We start from the raw sequence: 23,302 nt of genomic DNA, 5'->3' as shown, positions 1-23,302 counted from the left end.
TTTTAATTACCTATCTTGTCATCTGTTGATAACGGGATTTGATCTGTTCTAATCCGTCAATGTGGTTTGGTGTGTAGTCATGGACGTCGGAAGACGCATCGATAATTTGTCTGGCTTCACCCAGAGAAGTAATGATGTCGGATGCAATCAACTGATTGACGACATTACCCAGCGCAGAAGCTTCTGTCGGTTCGGTTGAAACCTTAATTTCGCAAACATCTGCACATAATTGATTTAAGAAGCGGTCCTGAATGCCGCCACCGACAATCCGCAGTTCCCGGATATTTTTCCCCGAGACTTCGGCGATCTGTTCAAGCGCATCAGCATACGCAAGCGTCAGGCTGTCGTAGATACAACGCACAACCTCAGACAGGCTTTCCGGAGCAGGAAGATCCCGTTTCTTAAACCATTGTTTAATTGCCTGCGTCATCGAAGACGGATTTAAGAAATCATTGTCATTCGGATTAACGATATATTTGAATGGTTCGGCCTGACGGGCCAGCATCGCAATGTCCGGGAACGTCAAGGAAGGGTTCTCGGCCTTGATACGCTGAATCAGCCACAGCCCCATAATATTTTTCAGCACCCGGTAGCGGCCATCAACACCGCCTTCATTGGTCAGGTTGTAGTGGTAAGCCAGTTCACCGGTATAAGGTTCCATGCTTTCAATACCAATCAACGACCAGGTTCCGGAACTCAGATAAGCCATTTCATCATGGGCAATCGGTGTGGCAGCAACCGCTGAAGCCGTGTCGTGGCTGGCAACAGAACAGACCGGAATGTGAATGTCACCCAACTGATACTGACCGATAATCCGGTTCGGCATTTGTGGAGGCAGAAGCCAGTCCATTTTTGCGCCACAAGCCTCAACCAACTGTGGATTCCAGTTTTTTTCCCGGCAGTTCAGCAACTGGCTGGTCGATGCATTGGTGTATTCACAATGCTTCACGCCACATAATTTGTAATTGAGATAGTCCGGCACAAACAGCAGGGTATCAATTTCGTTGTACCATTCGGGCTGTTGATCCCGAATTGCTTTGAGCTGATAAATCGTATTAAACGGCAGGAACTGAATACCGGTAATATTGTAAATATCTTCCCGGCTCATCTGGTTGTCCTGCAACAAGGTCTCGAGCACACCTTCAGTCCGGGCATCACGGTAACTGACAAATTCACCCAGATGCTTGCCATACTGATCCAGCAGAACGAAATCCACACCCCAGGTATCAATGCCCAGAGAACAGACTTCCACACCAGTCGCAACAACTTTGTTAATCCCAACTTTAATCTCTTCCAGAATAGCGTAGAGATCCCAGCAGGATTCGTTACCGTGCATCACCTGCTGATTCGGGAAGCGATGAAATTCTTCAAGGCGAATCTTGCCACTTTCCAGATAACCGACCATAACGCGTCCGCTGGACGCACCAAGATCTATTGCAATTACAGCTTTCATATTGTGCTTAACACCCCTTATTCTTTGGAAGTATTAAACCTTTTTCCTCTGGAAAATAACTTCAAATATCTGCGGCGAAAAAACGAATTGACGCGTTTTTTTCAAGAAAATCCTGCCACAACTCAAATTTTTTATATTGCAGTAAAACCATCGCCGCTGCTGAGATATGCACCTTGATTTGTATCCGGATATAACGGCCGGATGCCACCATATATACAACCTTGTGTCTTCTGACTGGAATAGCTTAAAAAGCTCACACACCACCAATAAACAAAGCCCTGCATAATGCAGGGCTCCGGTCATAGAAATACATCTGTTGAATATTTTTATATCAGCGTACGGCTATTTTCTTTGCAATAACCCGTCGTTACAACCACTGTTCTTTACGGTAAATAAAAGACCGATTCGAGTTCCAGCGACTGTGGTGAGTTATCCGGATGGGTTGCCATAATGTCTTGCATATATGCCCACCATTTCTGGCAGGCCTCCGTCTGGGCAACCTGCTGCCAACGTTCTTCATCCTGAATTTCAACGTAACCAAATAACTGGTTCGTCTGCTCATGATAAAAGATCGAGTAATTCTGCCCGCCGTGCGTTTTCAGCACATCGACCAGCTCTGGCCATATTTCATCATGCCGTTTCTGATATTCGGCCTTACAACCTTCATTCAACTGCATGACAAAACCTTTGCGAATTATGTGGCTCAATGGATGCCTCCTCTTATTTATCCCGCTGAGTGATCCACAATGTCGCGGAAACAAAGTAAATCAGGGTCGGATAGATGGCGAAATCTTTGAATGTCTGGAATGCCAATGCATATTCAGCACCACCAAACCATACCTTTGAAGCTGCAATCAGAATTGCTGCCAGTGAAGCCAGCGCAACGGCTCCGGAAATTTTTTCTGTCAGACTGGCCTTATCAGCTTTCTCTTCGACAACACTCTCTTCCAGCTTGGCTTCCTGCGCATGACGGGCAGCTTCCTGACTCAGTTCTTCCTCATAGGCCTGAATTTCCGCTGTATATTGTTTGCCCGCTCCCATCATTCTGGCGAAGGTGATGTAGAGCGCGATCGACAGCAGATAAGTCGGCACAAATAAGAAGAACAGGTGCAGAATGCCCAGCTGTTCACAGCTAATCGCAAAAACCACCCCACAGATCCAGGTATACAATGCTGCCATGTTCAGGTTGTTGCCCTGATATTTCGACCACAGCGGTGTCAGGCCGATTTTCTTAAAGATCCAGTGCTCGGAAACAACAATCGCGCCGACCGGTGCCAGCAACAGCCCCATATAACCAACAAAATCCAGCAAACGGGTAAATACAAACGGGAAGCAGGCAATAATCGCTGTGACAATTCCGATAATAGTAGTGATATAAGCGCGGGATTTATTCGGGAAGATACTCTGAATGGCCAGACCGGCCCGGTAAATAGTTGGATTTGATGTCGTCCATCCGGCAATAATCACCGCAATAATACCGGTAGCACCCAATGCCGCGTAAGCAATTCCGCCAGCATCCAGATTTGACATACTGGTATTCATCACCAGCATTGCTCCGGCTCCCATGATCCCGGCGCAAATCCAGGCCAGATAGTGACCGAAGAACATCCCGAAAGCAGAGAAGTAACCATATTTAGGACTTTTGGCGAAACGCAATATCGCCATATCACCCAGAGAACCATGCATCGCCAGATTACAAACCCAGGCAAAAGCAGCAATCTGCCAGAAGGTCATTGACGGTGAACCATCCGGAGTCTGACCAGTCCAGATATATTTATCCGCAAGTTCGGTAAACTGGCTGATTCCGGCAAATGCTTCACCATTGCCCAGATTACTCAGTACCGGCAAGCAGACCATACCGCCGGTAATAAAAATCACCAGCAACCATGGCGAGCAAACTGTCGCAAACTGCGCACACTTCTTGAATCCCAGCACAGCAATCGCAACTACAATCGCACCAACAGCCAGCGCAACCGCCACAAAGGCACTGCTGTCCGGATACCAGTGAGTCTGGGCAGGAATATCAAATAAAATACGCACTGCCGAGGCAGAAACGGTAATCATCGAGCCGCCCAGCGCACAGAACAGCACCGCATTAACGACGTTATACACTTTGTTAAAGCCGGGGCCGGCAATTCTTCTCAGATATTCATAAACGGTCAAACGTGACTGCGTCGCAATCGGAGCCGTAATCAGTGCCCAGGTCATCACTGCCATGAAATTCCCCAGCAGCAATCCGAACAGAATGTCCTGTGTGGTTGCACCCCAGGCGACAAAAGCAGCGCCGATAACAAATTCCGTTCCCGCAACGTGTTCACCAGAGTAAGTGCCAAGGAAATGCCGCGGCCCGAGCCATCGGTGTCTGGGCACCCGCTCCTGTTCATATTCGTTCAGTTGAACCTTTGTTTCTTCGGTTGTAGAGGTAATCGTAGTAGACATGATGTCTCCTTGTTATTGGTATACCCAAATGACCTTAGGATGTAGTTTCAACGAGGCAATCTGAACTCTGCACCTTGAGGTTACTTGGGTATAATTATTTGTTTTTATTCACGAAGTCGACTGTTCCCGCGCGCTTCGATTTTATTCAATCAGTACATGTACAGCACGAATCACTGCACTCAAGATCTATGCTTTTCAAGCATAAAAACATAATGCACAATAAACCTTGGAAAATTAGCACGCGTTTTGTACAACAGCGTCACTTTATGAAGGTGGGCTGCATCGTCTTCACACTTTTTCGATTGGGTGATTCGGTGTAGAATCTGTGGGCTACAGCAGAGAAAAAACGAGGTATTGCGTTTATCATGTGGGATGCTGAACCGGAGAGACATCATGATTTATCTCAACTCCAATGAATTTTTTATCGACTCCCAAAGCCCGGTGGCAACGGAGCTGCGCTCTCCACAGGAACCTTTCCCGGAGCATGCACATTCATTTGAAGAAATCATCATTGTTTCCAGTGGTAACGGTATTCATGTCATGAATGACATTCCGATGAACCTCAGCAAAAATTACGTCTGTTTTGTGAAAAGAGAAGACCGGCATTTGTTTGAGAACGTCGACAAGCTCTATCTGAGTAATGTTCTCTTCGATAAAAGCAGGCTGTCACTCAGCTCAACCCTGAGCAAATACATGCCGTCACCTGCTGATGAAAATCACGGCTGGTTTATCAACGAAAATGCGGCAGAGCGGATTCACCAGTTGGTTGAGCGACTGCATATAGAATCCCATACCGACTCCGAAGAATCCCGCATCCTCACCCAATCCCTGTTTCAGCAGTTGATTATTGAACTATGGCGCGGAAAAATTCAGCCGGTCGATATGCTCAACAGTGACGATAAGGTTATTTCAGCGCTGGCGCATATCAACAACAATTATGCAGAATTGATGGAGCTGGAATCCGTCGCTGAGATGGCGCAACTCTCTCCCAGACAGTTAACCAAGAGCATTAAGCACCTGACCGGAATGAACTATAACCAGTACATTCATTATATTCGTGCCAGCAAAGCACTTTCCCAGCTCCTGTACACTGATCGCCCGATTACCGATATTGCGTTTCAGGTCGGTTATCAGGACAGCAACTACTTCTCGACCAAGTTCAAGCAAGTGTTCAACATGACGCCCAGAGACGCCCGACTCAGAAAAGAAAACCAGACGCTGTTTCTGTCAAAATGACACTGTCTGAGTAAACACCTCAGCTCTCAATCGTGCTGAATCTGATCCCGTCCAGACGCTTTTGCCTGATAAAGTAACCGATCAGCCCGCCGGACAATCGATTCCGGATCATCACCATCCCGCAGCGATGTCACACCAATACTCAGGCTCAGCTTCAGGCCATCATAATGATCTATCGGTTCAGCCACCCTGACATTATCCATCAGACGTTCCAGTGCAATAAAAACGCCTGACATATCCGTATCCGGAAAAAGAGCAATAAACTCTTCCCCACCCCAACGACCATAAAAATCACCTTTTCTGCCCAATCTTGAGACCAGTTGACCAAAACATCTCAGAACTTCATCTCCGGCCTGATGCCCGAAGCGATCATTAATCGTTTTGAAATGGTCGAAATCAAGTACAGCCACCACCATACTTCGCTGATATTTCGTGGCATACACCAACTGATCCTGTAATGCCTTTTCAATACAGTTCCGGTTGGCAAGACCAGTCAGCTTATCCGTATTTGCCAACTCTTCCATCTGGTAGTGAGCCCTTTCCAGCGCCTGTAAATCATGTTCACGAGCCACTTCATGTCCGACCCATTCAGCCAGCAGGCGGATAATTTCAATGTCCTGCCGGATAAATGCCCGCGTCGGGCAGACACTGGAGAAGTTCAGTGTGCCGTAGCGCTCACCGTCAACAAAAACCGGTGCGCCAAGGTAGGCTTCCAGACCAAAATTTTCAAAACAGGGATGCGTCGCAATCGCACTCTCTGATACATGGGAAAAACCCTGCACATCATCAGCCTGATAAACATGACTACAGTAAGTAATCCCCAGATCAAACTTCATTCCCTCTTCCAGCGCATCATCGGGATGAACAGCCTGCTGAATCACATACTGATCTCCTGAAATCTGGCTGAAGATACCGATCGGCAGACCGAAATGCACCGTACCCAATTCTAAAATGGCCTGAATGCGTTCTTTAAAAGTTAATTGTCTGGATGATGTAATCGAGTGAAGCCGGTTCAGTGTTTCTTCAGCAGCAATCCGGGCTGACTCATCCTGAATCATCGCCACAAAGAACAGCGTGTCACCCTGTGAGCTTTTAATCGGCCCGCCCGAAGTCTGTCCCTGAAATACATCTCCTGCGGCACTGACATAACTGACCACATAAGGTTCCTCAGTACAGTTAGCATCCGCGTGAAAACGCTGTTTGCCCAGCGCGATAAAATCGGCTTTATCTGCATAGAGCACTTCCGTACTCTGAAGATATATTTCTTCGGCTGAATAGCGGAAAAGGCTGCGGGCCGCAGCATTCATACAGACAATCTTACGTTCGATAGTCGCCACCACGGTGGCGGTTTCGATATGTTCAAAAATCTGGGCGAGTGTCCGGGCATCAAGGCCCGGCAGTTCTTCGGCGATCATTTCCATATATCATCCTTATCGGAGTGTGGTGACCTCTCAACAAGTATTACCGATATGCAATAAATTTCCACGAACTGTATTTGTATCCCGGACAGCCTCAGGATGCTCCCGCCAGACGAGCTCATCCTGAAACTATTAGCGTGTATTTAATCGATTAAAAAAGATTAAAGTGAAACAGCACTGGCCCGTCGCATCTGCTTTGCACGCCACCAGCGTAATGTATCGACCCCAATGAAAAACAGCAGGCTGATTCCCATCACCGGCATTCCGAGCCCCAGCAGAACTGCAACGACAACTGTCACACCACGATAAAATGATGGCATCGCCAGCCAGGTTTGCAGCAGTGTCCGAACCGGCGCTCCGGCTGGCGGACGGCGTTTCCACCACATCCGGTAACCCCAGACGACCATCATACATAACGTCAGACCAAACGCTCCCAGCAATAACTGATTCGGCAGACCGAACAACACGCCCATATGGGCGTCGATTCCCCAGCGGATCAGCTTCGCAATCAGTGGGAAATCGGCAAAATCAGCCCGGCTGGTGACCACCATCCGCCGCGCGTCGACTGCCACACTATCGACCTGAGTCGGCCATGACCGATCGATTTCACGAACCAGCCATGCTTTGTCAGCAGATTTCGACGGGACAATTTCCAGCTTCGCCGCATCGATTCCTGCATTCCGGGCTGTCAGTAAAACCTCATCAAACTGCGTATCAGACAATCGATTTGGAGAAAGTGTCTGTAACGGTTCCGGCTGATGCGCCGCATGTGCGTGGCTGTGATCTTCACCACCGGAATCAGCAGATAAACCGACACCCGGCAAATCTCTTGAGACCGACGGCGTCACCCAGCCAATCGCCCGGCGCCACTCGGCAATATTGCTCCCAGCCCATTTTGACCAGGTTAGTCCGGTTGCTGAGATAAAAAAGATTCCCAGCACAATCACCAGCCCGGCCTGCACGTGACGGCGGCGCTGTCTGATAAAATCATTACGCTGATTAGCCCGTTGATAACGACGTCGCGACGTCCACCATAAAACCAGACCACCTGCGGCTGCAATCCACAGCCATGAAGCTGCCAGTTCACTGTAATAGCGCCCCCAGCTTCCCAGTAACAGATTCTGATGCAGATAATCGAGTTTAATTCGCAGCGGTAAAATCCCACTGGTGCCATAGCTGGCAAGTTTGCCGCGTACATCCAAAGTTACAGGGTCGACAAACACGGTCTGAGATTCATAGCCATACAAATCGGGATCAATAAACATCACCCGCGTGGTGTATCCTTGCCCGACGGAAGGACGCACGGCTTTCAGCTGTAAGTCCTGTGGCAGACTTTCCCGCGCTGCCCGGATCTGTTCCGCCAGCGGGTGAAATGTTCCCCGGCTCGGTGTTGTCAGTTCCTGCTGGTACAACTGCTGTTCCACTTTCGGTGTCAGCACATATAAAGTACCAGTGAGCGCGGCAATAAAAATAAACGGACCGACAAACAATCCCACATAGAAATGCAGCCGGGTAATAAAAGCCAGCAAACCTGTCGCAGCATCATTTGAAGGCTGAGGTCTTGCAGACTGATTTTTTGTAAACGGAGAGCTTGAAGACTGAGTTTTCATTATAATTCTCTGTACCGGAATTCAGGTTTCATCGACCTTAACCGGCAATTTTAGTAATCGTGTTCCGTAACCATTTCAACATGGTCATACGCTATCACCCGACATATTGCTATCCGGGTAATTATATTTATGAATGGATAATCAAATATTCACACCAGCGTTACAGGCGGGGCTCGGGGAAGCTGAGTTCTGTAATCGCCGGACTGAAACAGAAGTGGCTGAATTGTAGTCGTTACCCATGCCAGAACAACGCGATAACCCGTCAGTTTCAGGGATTCGAATTCGATAGCACTAATATGCAGCAATAGTGAACAGTAACCGCACCATTCATGGTGTAACGACAGTGTCTGATGGTTTGGCTTAGCTGGTGATGCCGAATGGTGATGAGACATCTGGCTATGATGCCCTGCACCACTCATCATCGACTGAGACACTAGCGGCGCGACGTAAATCATCAGCATCGCAAACAGCCCAAGCCATGCCATTGACGGCATCCACTTAGGCTTTAGTCCGGAACGACAGATAAAATCACCACAACTGCTTCTGAACAAAATAACGAATACAAATGAGAATGAATGATGGTCCGGCATCTTACCATCACTTAGCCACAGAAACACATACTCATCCTGACAGCATGCATTAAAAGTGACTGCCTTCTCATTAGGGAATGAACAGGAATTTATTGACATTCGGAATTTCATATATATGATTTTCGACATATATGAAATTTCAGATGTGTTAGCTATGAACCCATTACAGTTTTATAAATGTCTCGCTGAAGAGACTCGCCTCAAGTCCCTGCTCTTAATTGCCCAGCGGGAAGAACTCTGCGTATGTAACTTAATCGGTGCCCTGAACCTGAGTCAGCCGAAAATCTCACGCCATCTGGCCGAATTGCGTAAATGTAATATCGTGGCCGATGAGCGACGGGGAAAATGGGTCTACTACCGCCTTCATCCTACATTACCGCAATGGGCACGGGATGTTTTACATCAGACTCTGCAACATCAATCCGCTTATATTGCCAAAGAATCCCGGCATCTGGACACACTCTCCTGTGAAAGTGATGGCTGTTCGGGTTCATAACTAAGGAACTTTCATGAAAATTCTTTATATCTGCACACATAACCGCTGTCGCAGTATTTTGTCGGAAGCAATCACCAACCATCTCGGCGGTGACAAGCTGATTGCCCGCAGCGCAGGCAGCCAGCCGGTCGGCGAAGTTCACCCACTTTCAGTCCGATACTTACAGGAAGCCGGGATTGCCACCGACGGACTGCAAAGTCAGTCCTGGGATGAATTTGAATCCTTCGAACCGGATCTGGTCATCACCGTCTGTGATTCTGCTGCCGGAGAAACCTGTCCGGTCTACTTCGGCAAGAGCCTGCAAATTCACTGGGGACTGGCTGATCCTTCCAAATTACAGGGCAGCGAAACTGAAGTTGCACAGGCATTCCGGCAAACTATTGCGGAAATCCAGAGCCGGGTAGAAAAACTGCTCACGCTGGATGTCGATATCTCAGATAAAGCTGCCTTTGCAGCAGAACTGGCTCAACTCGGAGCCCGGAGAAAATAATATGGGACTGTTTGAACGTTATCTGTCGGTCTGGGTCGCTCTGGCGATCATTCTCGGTATTGTTATGGGTAATTTTTTACCGGATCTGTTTTCACTGGTCGCTGCATTTGAATACGCCCATGTGAATCTGGTGATTGCAGCGCTGATCTGGCTGATGATCTATCCGATGATGATTCAGATTGATTTTTCATCGCTGAAAGATGTCGGTAAAAAACCGAAAGGCTTACTGCTGACAGTTGTCATCAACTGGCTGATCAAACCATTTACAATGGCGCTGCTTGGCTGGCTGTTTTTCAAACTCATCTTTGCTGACTGGGTCGATCCGCAATCGGCTTCCGAATATATTGCCGGGATGATTCTGCTGGGTGTTGCGCCGTGTACGGCGATGGTATTCGTCTGGAGTCAGCTGACCAAAGGTGATGCCAATTACACACTGGTTCAGGTGTCGGTCAACGATATTATTATGATCTTCGCCTTTGCGCCGATTGCTGCGTTTCTGCTGGGCGTGTCAGACATTGCAGTGCCATGGGAAACCCTGCTGCTTTCCGTCGTTCTGTATGTCGTAATACCTTTGGTTGCCGGTGTGCTGACCCGCCAGCATCTGGACAGAAAAGATGATCATTCCCATCTCAATCAGTTTATCAACCGGCTCAAACCCTGGTCGATCATGGGGCTGCTGGCAACCGTCGTGCTACTGTTCGGTTTTCAGGCTCAGGTGATTCTGGAAAAACCTCAGATCATTGTTCTGATTGCGATTCCGTTGCTGCTGCAAACCTACGGTATTTTTGCGATTGCTTACTATCTGGCGAAGCGGCTGAGACTGCCGCACAACGTTGCTGCACCAGCCTGTATGATCGGCACATCAAACTTTTTTGAACTGGCTGTCGCCGTGGCGATTTCTCTGTTTGGTCTGCACTCCGGTGCTGCGCTGGCAACCGTTGTGGGTGTTTTGGTGGAAGTGCCGGTGATGCTGTCACTGGTCGCTTTTGCCAATCGGACCCGGCATTGGTTTGAATAACTATGAAACAACAACCATAATCATCAGAGGACACACCCCAATTTAGAGTATATAGTCTAATATAGATTTAAGGTTTGTCCGCAACACGCTGCCATGTCATTGGGGGGAACGTTCAAAGAACGACAATCGACCAGCAGCGGTTGCGGACAATATTTTAATGCATATGAATTAAAACTACCTGCTTAATATCTCTTATCAAGTCCGGCGTCAAGTGCAGGACTCATTCTGTCAGATGCGAAAAATCACTTTTCCCATAATGTAGGTGTCCCGAAATACTCATCCAGTTCCTGACTGAACCAGCGTCCGTTTAAAACATTTTGCAGCAAGTGTACTTTAATATCCTCAGATATTGTATGGTCATTTTCGATCATTGTAATAACATTTTCTACAGTGAAGGTTGGCTCACTCCGATATGCAATCGCACTATTGTGATTTGCATCCATGATATAAATCGACTGACCCAGCTCTTCGCGTTTCAGATTCCAAGGATTCCATCTCACAGGGCTGGTAAAGCTGGCATGACCGGTACGGATAAAGGCTCCCAGATGACGTTTAAACAGAGTACCCAACGCTTTGGCTCCAGGAGTATCAAAAGCTTCTCCGAAAGATGGCTGGCGCAGTTTATCGTCAAGTAACGGCAGAAAGACACCATGGAACGAACCCAGATTGTCCAGTTGTGAGCCAACGACAGTCGGGTCAGAACCATAACGGAATTCACCCGCATAAATCGGAGCCCGGAAATGCGGAGCCATTTTCTGAGCCGACTCGGCAACATTAAATGAACGATAGAGCATACCGCCATAACGGAACACAAACCGGTATGCATTAACCATTTCCGGATCGGTTGACCAGTCGCCCTGCTGTTGGAAATAAGGATCACCTAACGCAAAGAAAGAGAACTCATCGTGTCCGGTCAGCATCATGGTTGGTACTTCGTTATAACGCTGCGTGTCGAATCCCTGTCTCGGCAGAACCGTTCCGTCCAGATACAGATGTGGGAAAACACTCATCCGAATACCGGCTCGCGGCATCAGACGGGCAATCCGTTCCGCCGACAGGTTTTGCAGATAATCTTTCACCGCCTGATCTGGCTGTGCCAGCCACGCTTCTGCGGCTTGCTGAGTCGACTCAATTCCGTCTTCAACTACCAGTCTGGCGAACTCGCGCCGGAATACTTTCTGGCTGTCTTCCACCGGCGATGTCGTCATGCCACCACTGAATGCAATGGCATGTTCAAACTTACCGGCGAACAGCGGAGAAATCAGCATCGCCATTACATCCCGGCCTCCGGCTGAAAATCCGGAAACAGTAATGTTATTGGCCTGTCCGCCAAAGTGGCTGATATTATTCCGGACCCACTCCAGCGCCCGGGCCTGATCAAGCAGAGTAAAGTTGCCGGAAGCCTGAACGGCATCACTGGTTTTCAGCGCCGCCATCGGGTTGAATCCCAACGCACCCAGACGATAGTTCATTGTCACCACAACAGCATTAATATCAACGGCCAGTTGTTGCGGATTAAACTCATCGGCCCGGCCAGACTGGTTATTGCCGCCATGGATATAAATCAGCACCGGCAATGGTCTGCGGGAGTCAGGCCGGTAGATATTCAGATTCAGGCAATCTTCATCTCCGATGACTTCACCGGCTGAAACCTGCGGACAAATATTTCCCTGCTGGTCAGCCTGAAAGCGGACATGACTCGCTTTCGGCGCCAGAGGCACCTGCCAGCGCAGTTCACCGACCGGCGCCTGTGCATAAGGAATTCCCAGCCAGTAATTTGTCCCACTGCTGCTGTCGGTGACGCCGGTGAACCGGCCCTGTTTTAAATTCACCTGTTCAGGGTAAGCCGAGGCAGAAGAACATCCCATTACGAATGATGCAGAGAGTAAGAACGTCGATAATTTACCGATATAGTTATTCATATAATTCATTCCCATCCATTGGTGGTTGTAGGTACATTTCAGACTGTTATGTTGTTGTTATAGCTATAAAAAACAAAAAAACCGGCCAGCCTCGGTAAGGAAGCTGTGCCGGTTTTGCCTTCAGAGACAAGCCCTGAAGTAACAATCCATGATACTCAACGACAATAATATAAATAAGGTACGGCGTCTGTTTATCGGCTCATAATTTTACACAAAGGTTTTTGAAATCAATTGACAGGAGGGGAAGTATTATTTTTTTGAATTAAATTGATGGCTTTTCTGTTCTCTTTTGAACGATTGTTCAAGCTAATTTATGAGGTTTGGTGCGCTCAAAGCAAGTCAATTTCAATGACATTTTCACCTGTGCCCCAGATACTTTTGCCCGGCAGCAAAAGTATCCCAAAATGCCTTGGATTTGACTTCAGCACACGCTATCAGGGTCGCTTTTATTCGCTCCTGCTCATGCCTTTTTGTTAGGGAACAGCTAAAAATTCCGTCCTTGGAATTTTCCCTGAGGCCTGTGGATTTAGTGACTTTCTTTGATTGAAAAAAACAAAAAGATCACCGTACTAAGGAAGAAATCCACGGATGGATTTCTAGGTTTTTCTGAGCAAGGGACGGCTCATAAAAACCGGTTCTGGACCACAAGTGACCAACCCAAACAAAAAGAGATTTTCTGGTTACTCTTTCATCCCTGAAAGAGTAACTAGCGCACGTGACACTCATGTAATAGAAACCACAAAACCAATCGTGCGTCATACCTCAGAACCAAAGACAAAAATTCAAATGGACTAAATAAAAACTACCCCTATTCTCACCACTACATCCCAAAAAGAGATCTAACTCGAAAACCCCCATACTTTTTCCATACCTCGGCACCATTGTACCAACCACGCGGAAGCCTTAATCTAACCCTGCACCGGAAAAATCCGGGACGGGTTTGGTCCCCCGTTTTCAATACTTGGATATGTAATTGCGGTTCTCACCGAGCTGCTTTTATGCGACTATCAGTGCGCCTGAATTATGGTGGGCTGAATCGGGCAGCCTCGGCTGGCCGTCATCCAAGTAGCGGTAGGACCAAACCCGATACAGTCCACCACCCAAAGATTGGTCCCTTTCGTGGTGAAACAACATAACCTTTTACTTGGAGACTACTATGTTCGAAACCATCCACTATGATCCGCAACTGTCACAAAAAGCCCGTGAATATTTACGTCAACTGGAAGAAATATTTCTGGCTGAACAGCAGGAGAACCGACAGGAAATGTGCGAAGTATTACTCTATCTGAATAACCTAATCACCACGCACTATTGCCGATACCATGAAGTCGTTGATGCGGAAGATTTTGCTTGAGTGAGATTTATTTGATGGGCGAGCCGCTTGCGGCTCGTTTTGTTGATATGGGATTATAGAGAATACAGTCTTCATCAATTCATCTACATGCCTCAAAGTTAAAATGTATATCTCAATATTTTAATCTGCATCTTGGACAATTATCACTCAAAATCTATCGAGATACTCGCTCTAGCACCTGCTTGGGAATTTTGTTCTCTTTGCCATTTTCCTGCATTAGCTTGATATAAGTACGATATGCATCTTTTGCTTTATCTACGTTTTTCATCTCCCAGAGAGCATCACCAATGTTTATATATGCAACAATTCTTGAAGGGTATTTTTCTATGATTTTATTTAACAAAAATACAGATTCTTCATATTGATTTTTTCTCTCTAAGTAATACGCAATATTGTTATAGTGAGTAACATTATATTTAGAAAGCGGATGTACACTCAATGTATCTTTAAGTGTTTTTACATCAATATTTTTACTATTATCTTTTATTTTTTTTAATATATCAGTTGGACTAAGAAGATTATAACTCTTTATTTTTCTGTATAAATAATTAGCTTCCCCATCTCTGTATTTTATCTTTTTCAAAAGGCCAGCTATGGTTTCATAATGTTCTAAGTTATTTTTATCTAATGGATAACACTGTACATAAGGTCTTATTGAATATTTAAAATCAACCTCAAAATAATCATCATTACTCATGTCTTTGGGTGGCAATAAACGTGATTTATTTACATCAACTTTTACTATGTGTCCAGCTCCATCTATTATATTATCTTTATCATCCCATTTGCCATAACACATGTCACCATCAAAATAGTCAATTATACATCCATCTTCCACTCTAACTAGATCACAATAATATTTTGATTTTTTCTCAGGCTCACCATTCTCATTCCATAATGTTCCTATTTCTGCTCTTTGTATCAAAGCAAATATCTTATTAGGGGAGTAATTAACCCCCCCATCAGAACTATCTATATCCTGATAGTAAAAATTATCTTTACCTAACTCTGGATATAGATAAAATCTATTATCAGATGAACTATAAATAATATTCTCTTGATTTTTTGAATCTAAATCAAAGTGTAACTCACCACAAAAAGCAACACTTGGGAACAATATCATTAGTAATAGTTTCTTCACAAGTCAGTCTGGTTCCCCACTTAATACAATAAGATAATATTGGATAACATATATAGTACGATTAAAGGAAAAATCATAAATAACTCAATTCATTGTAGCTATATTTTTTAATAGCCTCATTCTTGTATATAGAGAGAAATATTGGATCTCCTTTCTTATCATATTCAATATAATATTTATCCATACTGATTGTTTTTTCATTCTTTCCTGACTTTATTAATATATAGAAATTTTCCATTAATATGTCATCTATAGAAGAAGCACTTACAACTACATCTATATCACCAAATTCAACTATTCTTTGTTGAATAGGAGCTTTTAAAACAGTACTTGAATCACCCTCATCTAATTTCATAGATCCAAGTATATCTATAATATTTTCTATATTTTCACTAGATATTTTCTTATCCAAACCACAAACAGATTTCCCCATTAATAAATGGCTATAGTATGAATAATATGAAAAATAGGCACAATCAAACTTTGAATAATCAGAATTAAAAGTAAAAACAATATCATCCTTGCTGATACTCTCAGATGTTCTTTCTAATACTGGGCTCCCTAAAAAACTGGATATGAATATCATATCATTCTGATAGTCATTTAGTATATTCTCATATATCTTAGAAGAATGACCATTATTAACAACCAGGTCATTCCCTCTTGACTCAAGAGAATAATCTCCCCCAAAGGAAAGAGTTGGTATTATCAATAGAAAACTTGCCTTTAGCATATTATTCTTCCATTAAAATTCTAATGTTTTTCTCAAAATTTAATAGCATAAGATTTAAAAAACATTTACTTCCATTCCCTATATACTTCCACAAAATTATAGCATACCTCATTGAACAGAAGATAAAGGAATCCAAGCTCGAATTTCTTTCTTTCCTCTATAAATAACATATAGCCAATCTTTATCCTCTTTCAAAACTTCTACCTTATCACCCTTAATTAAATACATTTTTGTTTTCGAATCTTCATTTTTATTTTTAAATAGATATTGTTTATCTACTTTTATTTCACTACTCAATTTTATAACAATATCTTGACTAGTTAAATTAACTCCATTTGAACCGATAACACCACTCAACTCATAACAATATGAATCATTGTGTGGAATTAAGGTAAATATATATAGTTCATTTCCTTTGAATTTTTCTTGAGTGTCACAAAGATTCTTATTTTTAAGAAAATATTCTGTAGATGCACTTAGAAGTGCATTCTTTTTATTAAAATTTTTATCTGAAACTTTAGATGCATCGAATATTTCATATGATATATAAGTCTTACTTAAATCCTCAACAAAAAATTTATTCTCTTGCATTGTACAGTCACAATTATATTCTAATATATCGAAGTCACCTATTCTATACTCACTCTTTATAAATCCGTCTTCAAAGGTTAATTCATTAGAAAAGCTCAGAGATGAAAAAACAGTTATAAACACACTTATTATAAATCGCATACGAATTTCTCTTCAATTAGGCTGAATTTACTATGGCCCTAGCAGCTGTATGATTATTAATTATACTTTTTATTCAATGTCCATGACTCCCCTTCTCTTATTAAGTAGATTTCATATCTATCTTTTCACGAAAGAACCAATGAGTGAGCCACAGAAGCGGCTCGTTTTGTTGAGATAAGAGGAACTATAAATTAGTTATAACGCCATTTTCTAAAACAGAATAAGTACCTAATCTTCCAAATAATACATTCTAGTAATCATATTTCAAATGAAAGTATCTATCATATCTATAAATCGATCATAATAACTTAGTCGCTCTCTATAAGCATGAATCATACATATATTATGTTGATCCTGACTAACAGGAGATGTGCTCTCTATAAAATAGATATAGTTAGAACAATCACTCTTTACTTGTTTTTCCCAATCATCTTTTGATTTGATAACTTGCATCTTTAGATCATGAAAATCTTCATATTTAGATAACTTATCTTCTATAGATGTAAATTTATCATTAGCGATTTTTTTGACCTTATTTTTCTCATTTGTTAAACATATATGATATGACGCGTTTGTTTTATCTTTGCATATCAATTCATCTGCATATGTAGAAAAACCAACATATAGAAAAAATACCAATAGATATCTCATAATGGCGCTCTATCTAATATTACTGGACTCATTCTACACACTTAATTAGAGTTAAATCTTTTCTTTCCACTGGAAGTGAAAAAAATGGCAATCCTATTCTTTTACTTCGAGCATCTTTCAAACCAATCCAACTAAAAGACATTTTATTATCAGTTAACATCTTAAATGTAGCTATTGGATACTCTTTGGATACCTTATCCCACTCAATATCCATTCCTCCACGACCGATATCAGATGATTTGTAATACATTTCAAATACATTCTTAGAATAAATAGCTCTTGCCATTATATATATTTGATTATCTGCAATATTAATGATTACCTCATCATCATTCGAAAAATCAACATATCCAGAGTAATCACTTTCACCAGAACAATCATACATCCAATATCCATTAATTTTATTTATCTCTTTAGGACTTTCATATCCCATCAAGTCAGAGGCAAAAGAAAAGACGAATAAAAAAGATAAAATTGAAAAAATTATGCTATTTCTCATTTTTAATATACCATATGGTTATTTAAAATACTCTAAAAATCCTTGGGGCAAATGTAAATCACTTACTCCTGACTTTTCTTCCAGTAAGTAATTATTATATAACTTCATTACTTCTTTTTCTTCTTTTTTAGGTTGGCCATAAACACCAGGTGGTAAACTAGCCCACACAAATGCTGACACTTTGACTGCCTTATCTATTTCACCACGTATTATGAGGTCTAAAGCTGATTGTCTTTTCCCATCTACATAAAACTTTTCATTATACTTCTTTATAACTTCCTTATTATTTACTTTGATTTTTATCTCTCCTGAAAAACCTTTAACCTTGTATTTCAGTAGCGCAATACAAAAATAATCTTGAGACAGTGGGGAGAAATCAAGAATAAGATTAGAATATTTTTTCTCTCTCAATTTTTTCATCATAGGATCATCCCATGTATATCCCATTACTTGGTATGCTCCCGCAGCCGTTGAATTAAAAGCTTTAGTCTTAATCAATATTTTCGGGTGTGTCGACCAATCTTTTTTATAATCTTTAATGAAAGATTCCCCACCAAATAGCGTCTCATATCCTTTCTCACCAATAGTCCCTTCTCCAACACGGATCATTCTTAAAAATGCTCTAACTCTTGCTTCTTCTGGGGAAATACCATTTCTAAAAATAGGCCACCAATGCCATGCACATCGGTCAAAATTAATCTTCTTCTCTTCTTGCATCCATATCAGACTATCTATCCGTTGCTTTTCATGATTAATGATATCAGGCATTTGTGGGTGCCTATATTTTTCCAACAAATCATCCAAAAATGGCTTCTCTGAAGAATTCAGATACCACTCACTTTCATGATAGGCGACAATCGTTCTAAAGCTGTCCCACGGTAGCAAAGCGTCCTTTGTCTGTTCTGTCGTTTGTACATCATCACTTTTGGTAACAAGGCGAGTTACTTCCTGAAACAGAAATGGTGGATCTGGTTTATCAATAAAACCATCCGAATCTTCATCTTTTATCCATCTAAGTTTTTCTATTGAATCTTTATCCATCAATCGTTCAAAAAAACCGACTGGTGGTCTTTCTTTAGATAATACTTCAAAATGAATTTGATATTCTGGATCGAAAGAATTTTCTTTTTGAGTATTCAGTTTATCGTAACGACCAAGATATCCTATCGGATCTCCAGCTTTAACTATATATGGGGAACTAGAACTTAAACTATGAAGTGTATCCAGCTCCAGTGTTTTCCTTGCTAGTGGTTGAATATATGTACTTTCAATACATAACCAGCCAGTTTCTAATGAACGGCCTTTTGCGATCTCAACATCGTTATCAATAAATTTACATAGAGCAAATAAACGTTTCTTTCCATTTAGGAAAAACCAATCATGATTCTGAGTCTTCTGATAAAAGATACGGGTTCCTGATTTTATACTTGCTATCTTGTCGCCAATATTTTTAGTTTTAGGATCTGGGTCAGAACGTACGATCATATTTGTAGTAACTTTCGCAATGACACCATGAACCATCCAATCAGGAGAAGCTTCACATGTAAAAGATGGAAAAATATCTTGGCTGTCCCGACATGCTAACCAAACATGTGCCCCATTTTTGATTATATTTGTATCTGTGCCTTTATTCTCAACTATTTTAAATTCATGGAAATCATACCCATCTTTTACATCAACTGAATCATCAACAGCCTCAATAATTGTGCCAGTAAACAGCGTTTCAGAGTCTCCATCTAATCCTGCTTCTTTACGGACTCTGCGATCAGACTTAGTCATTTTATATTGCCCGGAAATATTATCATCTTCTTCCGTTTTAATTTTTGTCGCAAAAGTCTTTAATAGATTTCTGGCATGTTTAATTTCTGAGACTGCTAACCAAACTTTTACTCCATTATCAATCAAATCAGTAGCAGTTCCTTTATTATCAATAATTTTAATAATTCGGAACTCATAACCATCTTTGCTAATTCCGGCTTCATCCAGAACTTCGATTATTGTACCTGTGTGTAACGTTTCGGCTGAACCTTCCAGTCCAGCCTGCTTTCGAACATTTCTGTCAGATCTAGTCATTTTATACTGACCGGGAAGCTTCTCTATTTTTGTAGCGAAGGATGGCATCAGGTTTTTTGTTTCTCTGACTGCAAGCCATATATTCAATCCCGTATCTGCAATCCCTTTACCATCAGATGGATTGCCTACTACTTTGAACTGACGAAATTCATAATTATCTTTAATTTGAGATTCACAATCCGTCTCTTCAAGGACAACTCCTTTTTCCAACTTAACTGAATCTCCACTCAGTCCTGCATGGGCCCGGGCATTACGAGGCTCACTTATTACATAACGACGGCATAAACTAATGGCAGCATGGGGTTCACAGTGAGGAGCCAAATGTTTATACAACGAATAAAAAGTGAAAGATTTATCTGTCTTCCCTTCCTTGTAAGACATTTCATGCTCAATCAGACAGAAATCATTACTATATTTCGAAATATGACAATTAAACTCTGTTGTTTGATAATCAGAACCAATTCGACAAGCTACTACTTTTCCATCAGCAATTGCCCTAATAGGCCTTTGATTTTTAACCCATTTTGCATTTTTTTTCGTAAAATGAATACCACCATGCCAGCTTTTATTAGCTGGGTTATAACCAAATTGTCCATTTTCTTCTTTTTGAACTTGAGTTTCTAATGATTGTTGATCCGGAAACTCTTTACCATCTTCTTTTGTTATCGGAAATACAAACTTCATCCAAAGAAACCCCATTAACCAGAAAAACTATAAGAGATGAAATTCTCATCATCATCTTCTTTTTTATCTTCATCTGAAAGCGACTCAGGACTAGAACTAGAACTAGAACTAACTTTGTCTGATACAACTTTCGATACAGCAGTTCCAGCAGTCCCCGTCGCTGAAGAGGAAAAGGAAGATGCCGCACTCCCCTCAATCTCCATATCCGGCATGTCAGTTTTTACTTCTGCATCGTCGGTGGACAGAGACGCTTCTCCCGGTGTGAATTCTGCTTCATTGGTGGCTGCCGCTTTATCTAAAACCTTAGGTAATACGGCAGCCTGAGCACTGACGCCACTGCCACTCCCGGCACTACCGCCGGAGTTCAGGTTCACCCCGGCGCCGCTGAGGGAAACGCCTGACGGGTCGACTTTGACAAAACTGCCGCCGGCTTTGAGGGTGATTTCACTACCGGCTTCGATGACGACATTATCTCCGGCCTTGATGTGGATTTCTGTTCCGGCTTCATTGACCCAGACTTTTCCCGCTTTGACATGCAGTTCGCCTTCGATGACCAGTGACTGGCTCTGGGCGATTTTGGTTCTCGCTTCACCGCTGACGGTGTGGTGATCGTTGACCTTGATATGACTGTAACGGTCATTGTCGATGGTCGTGCTCTGGTTGTGCTTGATATGCGTGGTTGCGTCGTTTTCAATCAGCGTATCGGTATCTTTCTGCGCATGCAGATAGATTTTCTCGCTGCCCGACTGGTCTTCAAAACTCAGTTCGTTGTAACCGTCGCCCTGATGGGTTTCTGTGCGGAGGACTGTTTTGGTTTTGTTATCCGGCAGCGGATACGGCGCGACATTACTCGCGTGGTAAGTCCGGCCGGTGATAATCGGCTGATCCGGGTCGCCGTTGAGGAAGTGAACAATCACTTCGTGACCAATACGCGGGATTGTCATCATGCCGTACTGAGCACCGGCCCAGCCCTGTGACACACGGATCCAGCAGGAACTCTGATCGTCGGAGTTGCCGTAACGATCCCACGGGAACTGTACTTTCACCCGGCCATGCTCGTCACAGTAGATTTCTTCCCCTTCGGGGCCAACCACAACTGCCATAGTCGGGCCGGTCATTTTCGGCTTGGTGCGCGGGCTGATTTGCCATACCTGCTCACCGGGAACGGCAGCAAACTGGTTCGCGTAGGTTGTCGCGCCGCTGCCGCCGGATTCTTCCAACGCCTGTGGCTGACTGCCCTGATGCGCAATCTGCACCAACAGATAGTTGCGGTTCATTTCACTATCCGGGTGCTCCATTAAATCAAAACGCTGACCGGCCTGAAGCCGCGCTTCGTTACTTTTACCCTCAAAGGTGTGGGCTTTTCTGCGCAGCGCTTCAAGGCGGACCTGAGTAAAGGCTTTGCCGCTGGCATCGTCTTTAAAGCGTCCCGGATGGTCGAAGTGTTCGTAGTCGCCCCGCTGATAATCCATGTCCTGGGCGGTGGTCGACTGAGAAATATGGTACGAAGGTTTTTTAAAGCTGTAGTCACTGAGCTGCACGTCACTGACTTCGGTCCGCTTACGCTCGGTCAGGGTCGAAACATACGGATTTTCAGACACACCGCCGGACAAGGCATTATAAGGCACCGGCATGGCAAGACGCCCGAAGCCTTCCGGGTTATCGGTAATCACCAGCACATGCCGGTCATCGGCATGACCGAAGCGGTACATTAACCCTTCTTCGGCAGCCAGACGGTGGAAGAACTCTAAATCAGTCTCGCGGTACTGCACGCAGTATTCCCGCTTGGCACATTCGCGTTTGACCGAGAAAGCAAAATCGCTGATGTTCATTTCCTTGAACAGGATCGAGAGAATTTCCGGCACATCCAGTTGCTGGAAGATGCGGCTGTTATGGCGCAGAGAGAGTCTTTCGAGCGAAGGCACCAGTGTCAGTGAGTAAAAGGTATGGTGATGACCGGTATCGCCCCGGCTGAAGTTGCGGATCACGCCGTGGACTTTCTGCACCACTTCCCTATCCCGGATCACTTCAAGCAGTGCGGTGGTATCCACCATCTGCTCATAGGTTAAATCACTGTTGCGGCTGGCGATATCAATTGTATAACGATAGCCGTAAACCGGCTGACCCTGATGATCCACCGAGTCTGAAACCGACTCCATGCCCTGATAGTCACGCACCACCAGCGTCTCATCATCGACCCCATCGATGGTGAGCCTGAACCCTAACGTTGCCATGTAAACACCCTTCGTGTTGTTCTTCGTTATTGTCGACGTCGTGATTGACGTTTTTATTCAAATTCACGCTACCGCAGGCAAATCATTCATCTGAAATAGAATTTTACCTGCAAGCTGAAGCATTATATGCAACTTGCAGGTCAGGTTTCACTCTTTATCAAGTGAATTTTATTTTTGAAACGCGATTTTCTGAACGGGTATAACAGTTTTGTTATTAGTAGGTGGGGGATTTTGTTGTTACTGGATTTTTACTTGAAACTCCCAGCTTCCGGCTCCGAGATATGACGCACAATAATTTTCTCCAATTTCAGAAACATCGGTGTCATGTGCGCCAGTTCATCTTTCAAAGATGAAAGACGAACCAGAAAATCTTTTGGGGTCGGCTTGGTCACTTATGGTCCAGAACCGGCTTTTAAGCGCATCCCTGCACTGAAAAGCCTAACCATTCTCCCGGAATGGTTTTCTTCGTTTAGTGGATTCGTTGAACTTGGATGAAATACTGTAAAAGCTAAATTGGACGATAAACTCA

General features: G+C 43.7%; 20 protein-coding genes. 5 read left to right on the top strand and 15 right to left on the bottom strand.

Annotated features, from left to right (window positions below; translation table 11 throughout):
* Nucleotides 1–10: 10 nt before the first annotated feature.
* The 3 genes from rhaB to OCU74_RS05640 form a co-directional block, all read right to left on the bottom strand.
* A complete protein-coding gene (gene rhaB, locus OCU74_RS05650; RefSeq protein ID WP_087480647.1) occupies nucleotides 11–1,453 on the bottom strand; it encodes a rhamnulokinase in 1,443 nt (480 codons plus the stop codon).
* A gap of 383 nt (nucleotides 1,454–1,836) precedes the next feature.
* The gene (rhaM, locus tag OCU74_RS05645) at nucleotides 1,837–2,160 is read right to left on the bottom strand and encodes an L-rhamnose mutarotase (RefSeq protein ID WP_234993568.1); all 324 of its coding nucleotides are present in this window, start codon (nucleotides 2,158–2,160) and stop codon (nucleotides 1,837–1,839) included.
* Between the two features lie 13 nt (nucleotides 2,161–2,173).
* Nucleotides 2,174–3,892: a purine-cytosine permease family protein gene (locus tag OCU74_RS05640; protein ID WP_087480646.1), complete on the bottom strand. Its 1,719-nt coding sequence runs from the start codon at nucleotides 3,890–3,892 to the stop codon at nucleotides 2,174–2,176.
* A gap of 393 nt (nucleotides 3,893–4,285) precedes the next feature.
* On the opposite strand from OCU74_RS05640, the gene OCU74_RS05635 reads away from it, so the two are divergent.
* Entirely contained in the window at nucleotides 4,286–5,128 is an 843-nt protein-coding gene (locus OCU74_RS05635; protein WP_087480645.1) for a helix-turn-helix domain-containing protein, read from the top strand.
* Between the two features lie 26 nt (nucleotides 5,129–5,154).
* Here OCU74_RS05635 and OCU74_RS05630 read toward each other — a convergent pair whose 3' ends face one another.
* From OCU74_RS05630 to OCU74_RS05620, 3 genes are all read right to left on the bottom strand, one after another.
* The gene (locus OCU74_RS05630; RefSeq protein ID WP_087480644.1) at nucleotides 5,155–6,549 is read right to left on the bottom strand and encodes a sensor domain-containing diguanylate cyclase; all 1,395 of its coding nucleotides are present in this window, start codon (nucleotides 6,547–6,549) and stop codon (nucleotides 5,155–5,157) included.
* Nucleotides 6,550–6,707: 158 nt separating this feature from the next.
* On the bottom strand, nucleotides 6,708–8,156 hold the full coding sequence (locus tag OCU74_RS05625; RefSeq protein WP_087480643.1) for a PepSY-associated TM helix domain-containing protein: 1,449 nt from the start codon (nucleotides 8,154–8,156) through the stop codon (nucleotides 6,708–6,710).
* Between the two features lie 149 nt (nucleotides 8,157–8,305).
* Nucleotides 8,306–8,845 carry a DUF2946 domain-containing protein gene (locus tag OCU74_RS05620; protein WP_261856159.1) on the bottom strand — a complete coding sequence of 180 codons (540 nt, stop codon included), beginning with the start codon at nucleotides 8,843–8,845 and terminating at the stop codon, nucleotides 8,306–8,308.
* A 55-nt stretch (nucleotides 8,846–8,900) separates the two neighbouring features.
* Between OCU74_RS05620 and OCU74_RS05615 the strand changes: the two genes are divergently transcribed.
* Genes OCU74_RS05615 through arsB form a run of 3 tightly spaced genes read left to right on the top strand, consistent with a single transcriptional unit; the run spans nucleotide 8,901 to nucleotide 10,750 of the window.
* Nucleotides 8,901–9,242 carry a metalloregulator ArsR/SmtB family transcription factor gene (locus OCU74_RS05615; protein ID WP_087480752.1) on the top strand — a complete coding sequence of 114 codons (342 nt, stop codon included), beginning with the start codon at nucleotides 8,901–8,903 and terminating at the stop codon, nucleotides 9,240–9,242.
* Nucleotides 9,243–9,255: 13 nt separating this feature from the next.
* Nucleotides 9,256–9,732 carry an arsenate reductase ArsC gene (locus OCU74_RS05610; RefSeq protein WP_087480642.1) on the top strand — a complete coding sequence of 159 codons (477 nt, stop codon included), beginning with the start codon at nucleotides 9,256–9,258 and terminating at the stop codon, nucleotides 9,730–9,732.
* A 1-nt stretch (nucleotide 9,733) separates the two neighbouring features.
* Entirely contained in the window at nucleotides 9,734–10,750 is a 1,017-nt protein-coding gene (gene arsB / locus OCU74_RS05605; protein WP_087480641.1) for an ACR3 family arsenite efflux transporter, read from the top strand.
* 242 nt (nucleotides 10,751–10,992) lie between these two features.
* Here arsB and OCU74_RS05600 read toward each other — a convergent pair whose 3' ends face one another.
* On the bottom strand, nucleotides 10,993–12,672 hold the full coding sequence (locus tag OCU74_RS05600; RefSeq protein ID WP_159457409.1) for a carboxylesterase family protein: 1,680 nt from the start codon (nucleotides 12,670–12,672) through the stop codon (nucleotides 10,993–10,995).
* A gap of 1,156 nt (nucleotides 12,673–13,828) precedes the next feature.
* Between OCU74_RS05600 and OCU74_RS05595 the strand changes: the two genes are divergently transcribed.
* On the top strand, nucleotides 13,829–14,026 hold the full coding sequence (locus OCU74_RS05595) for a hypothetical protein (RefSeq protein WP_087480639.1): 198 nt from the start codon (nucleotides 13,829–13,831) through the stop codon (nucleotides 14,024–14,026).
* Between the two features lie 154 nt (nucleotides 14,027–14,180).
* On the opposite strand, the gene OCU74_RS05590 is transcribed toward OCU74_RS05595, so the two are convergent.
* The 8 genes from OCU74_RS05590 to OCU74_RS05555 form a co-directional block, all read right to left on the bottom strand.
* Nucleotides 14,181–15,167 carry a tetratricopeptide repeat protein gene (locus OCU74_RS05590; RefSeq protein WP_143693165.1) on the bottom strand — a complete coding sequence of 329 codons (987 nt, stop codon included), beginning with the start codon at nucleotides 15,165–15,167 and terminating at the stop codon, nucleotides 14,181–14,183.
* A 73-nt stretch (nucleotides 15,168–15,240) separates the two neighbouring features.
* On the bottom strand, nucleotides 15,241–15,900 hold the full coding sequence (locus OCU74_RS05585) for a hypothetical protein (RefSeq protein WP_087480637.1): 660 nt from the start codon (nucleotides 15,898–15,900) through the stop codon (nucleotides 15,241–15,243).
* Between the two features lie 108 nt (nucleotides 15,901–16,008).
* A complete protein-coding gene (locus OCU74_RS05580; protein ID WP_087480636.1) occupies nucleotides 16,009–16,632 on the bottom strand; it encodes an SH3 domain-containing protein in 624 nt (207 codons plus the stop codon).
* Between the two features lie 264 nt (nucleotides 16,633–16,896).
* A complete protein-coding gene (locus OCU74_RS05575; protein ID WP_087480635.1) occupies nucleotides 16,897–17,283 on the bottom strand; it encodes a lysozyme inhibitor LprI family protein in 387 nt (128 codons plus the stop codon).
* Nucleotides 17,284–17,311: 28 nt separating this feature from the next.
* Entirely contained in the window at nucleotides 17,312–17,782 is a 471-nt protein-coding gene (locus tag OCU74_RS05570; protein WP_087480634.1) for a hypothetical protein, read from the bottom strand.
* 18 nt (nucleotides 17,783–17,800) lie between these two features.
* Nucleotides 17,801–20,539 (bottom strand): glycoside hydrolase family 24 protein, encoded by a 2,739-nt coding sequence (locus OCU74_RS05565; RefSeq protein ID WP_143693163.1) that lies wholly within the window; start codon nucleotides 20,537–20,539, stop codon nucleotides 17,801–17,803.
* A 14-nt stretch (nucleotides 20,540–20,553) separates the two neighbouring features.
* The gene (locus OCU74_RS05560) at nucleotides 20,554–22,773 is read right to left on the bottom strand and encodes a type VI secretion system Vgr family protein (protein WP_087480632.1); all 2,220 of its coding nucleotides are present in this window, start codon (nucleotides 22,771–22,773) and stop codon (nucleotides 20,554–20,556) included.
* A gap of 248 nt (nucleotides 22,774–23,021) precedes the next feature.
* Nucleotides 23,022–23,165, bottom strand: coding sequence for a hypothetical protein (locus tag OCU74_RS05555; RefSeq protein ID WP_159457408.1), 144 nt, complete (start codon nucleotides 23,163–23,165; stop codon nucleotides 23,022–23,024).
* Between the last annotated feature and the right edge of the window lie 137 nt (nucleotides 23,166–23,302).

Origin of the sequence: Vibrio mangrovi, from assembly GCF_024346955.1 — a bacterium.
In the GTDB taxonomy this organism is placed as follows: Bacteria; Pseudomonadota; Gammaproteobacteria; order Enterobacterales; family Vibrionaceae; genus Vibrio; species Vibrio mangrovi.
This window is presented reverse-complemented; position numbering and strand designations above follow the sequence as displayed.

Bases quoted from the DNA above. Each gene is read 5' to 3' on its own strand.
- OCU74_RS05600 (WP_159457409.1), bottom strand. From the start codon at position 12,672: ATGAATAACTATATCGGTAAATTATCGACGTTCTTACTCTCTGCATCA.
- OCU74_RS05610 (WP_087480642.1), top strand. From the start codon at position 9,256: ATGAAAATTCTTTATATCTGCACACATAACCGCTGTCGCAGTATTTTG.
- OCU74_RS05615 (WP_087480752.1), top strand. From the start codon at position 8,901: ATGAACCCATTACAGTTTTATAAATGTCTCGCTGAAGAGACTCGCCTC.
- OCU74_RS05575 (WP_087480635.1), bottom strand. From the start codon at position 17,283: ATGAGATATCTATTGGTATTTTTTCTATATGTTGGTTTTTCTACATAT.
- OCU74_RS05625 (WP_087480643.1), bottom strand. From the start codon at position 8,156: ATGAAAACTCAGTCTTCAAGCTCTCCGTTTACAAAAAATCAGTCTGCA.
- OCU74_RS05635 (WP_087480645.1), top strand. From the start codon at position 4,286: ATGATTTATCTCAACTCCAATGAATTTTTTATCGACTCCCAAAGCCCG.
- OCU74_RS05560 (WP_087480632.1), bottom strand. From the start codon at position 22,773: ATGGCAACGTTAGGGTTCAGGCTCACCATCGATGGGGTCGATGATGAG.
- OCU74_RS05580 (WP_087480636.1), bottom strand. From the start codon at position 16,632: ATGCGATTTATAATAAGTGTGTTTATAACTGTTTTTTCATCTCTGAGC.
- rhaB (WP_087480647.1), bottom strand. From the start codon at position 1,453: ATGAAAGCTGTAATTGCAATAGATCTTGGTGCGTCCAGCGGACGCGTT.
- OCU74_RS05585 (WP_087480637.1), bottom strand. From the start codon at position 15,900: ATGCTAAAGGCAAGTTTTCTATTGATAATACCAACTCTTTCCTTTGGG.
- OCU74_RS05565 (WP_143693163.1), bottom strand. From the start codon at position 20,539: ATGAAGTTTGTATTTCCGATAACAAAAGAAGATGGTAAAGAGTTTCCG.
- OCU74_RS05570 (WP_087480634.1), bottom strand. From the start codon at position 17,782: ATGAGAAATAGCATAATTTTTTCAATTTTATCTTTTTTATTCGTCTTT.
- OCU74_RS05620 (WP_261856159.1), bottom strand. From the start codon at position 8,845: ATGTCAATAAATTCCTGTTCATTCCCTAATGAGAAGGCAGTCACTTTT.
- OCU74_RS05630 (WP_087480644.1), bottom strand. From the start codon at position 6,549: ATGGAAATGATCGCCGAAGAACTGCCGGGCCTTGATGCCCGGACACTC.
- OCU74_RS05595 (WP_087480639.1), top strand. From the start codon at position 13,829: ATGTTCGAAACCATCCACTATGATCCGCAACTGTCACAAAAAGCCCGT.
- arsB (WP_087480641.1), top strand. From the start codon at position 9,734: ATGGGACTGTTTGAACGTTATCTGTCGGTCTGGGTCGCTCTGGCGATC.
- OCU74_RS05640 (WP_087480646.1), bottom strand. From the start codon at position 3,892: ATGTCTACTACGATTACCTCTACAACCGAAGAAACAAAGGTTCAACTG.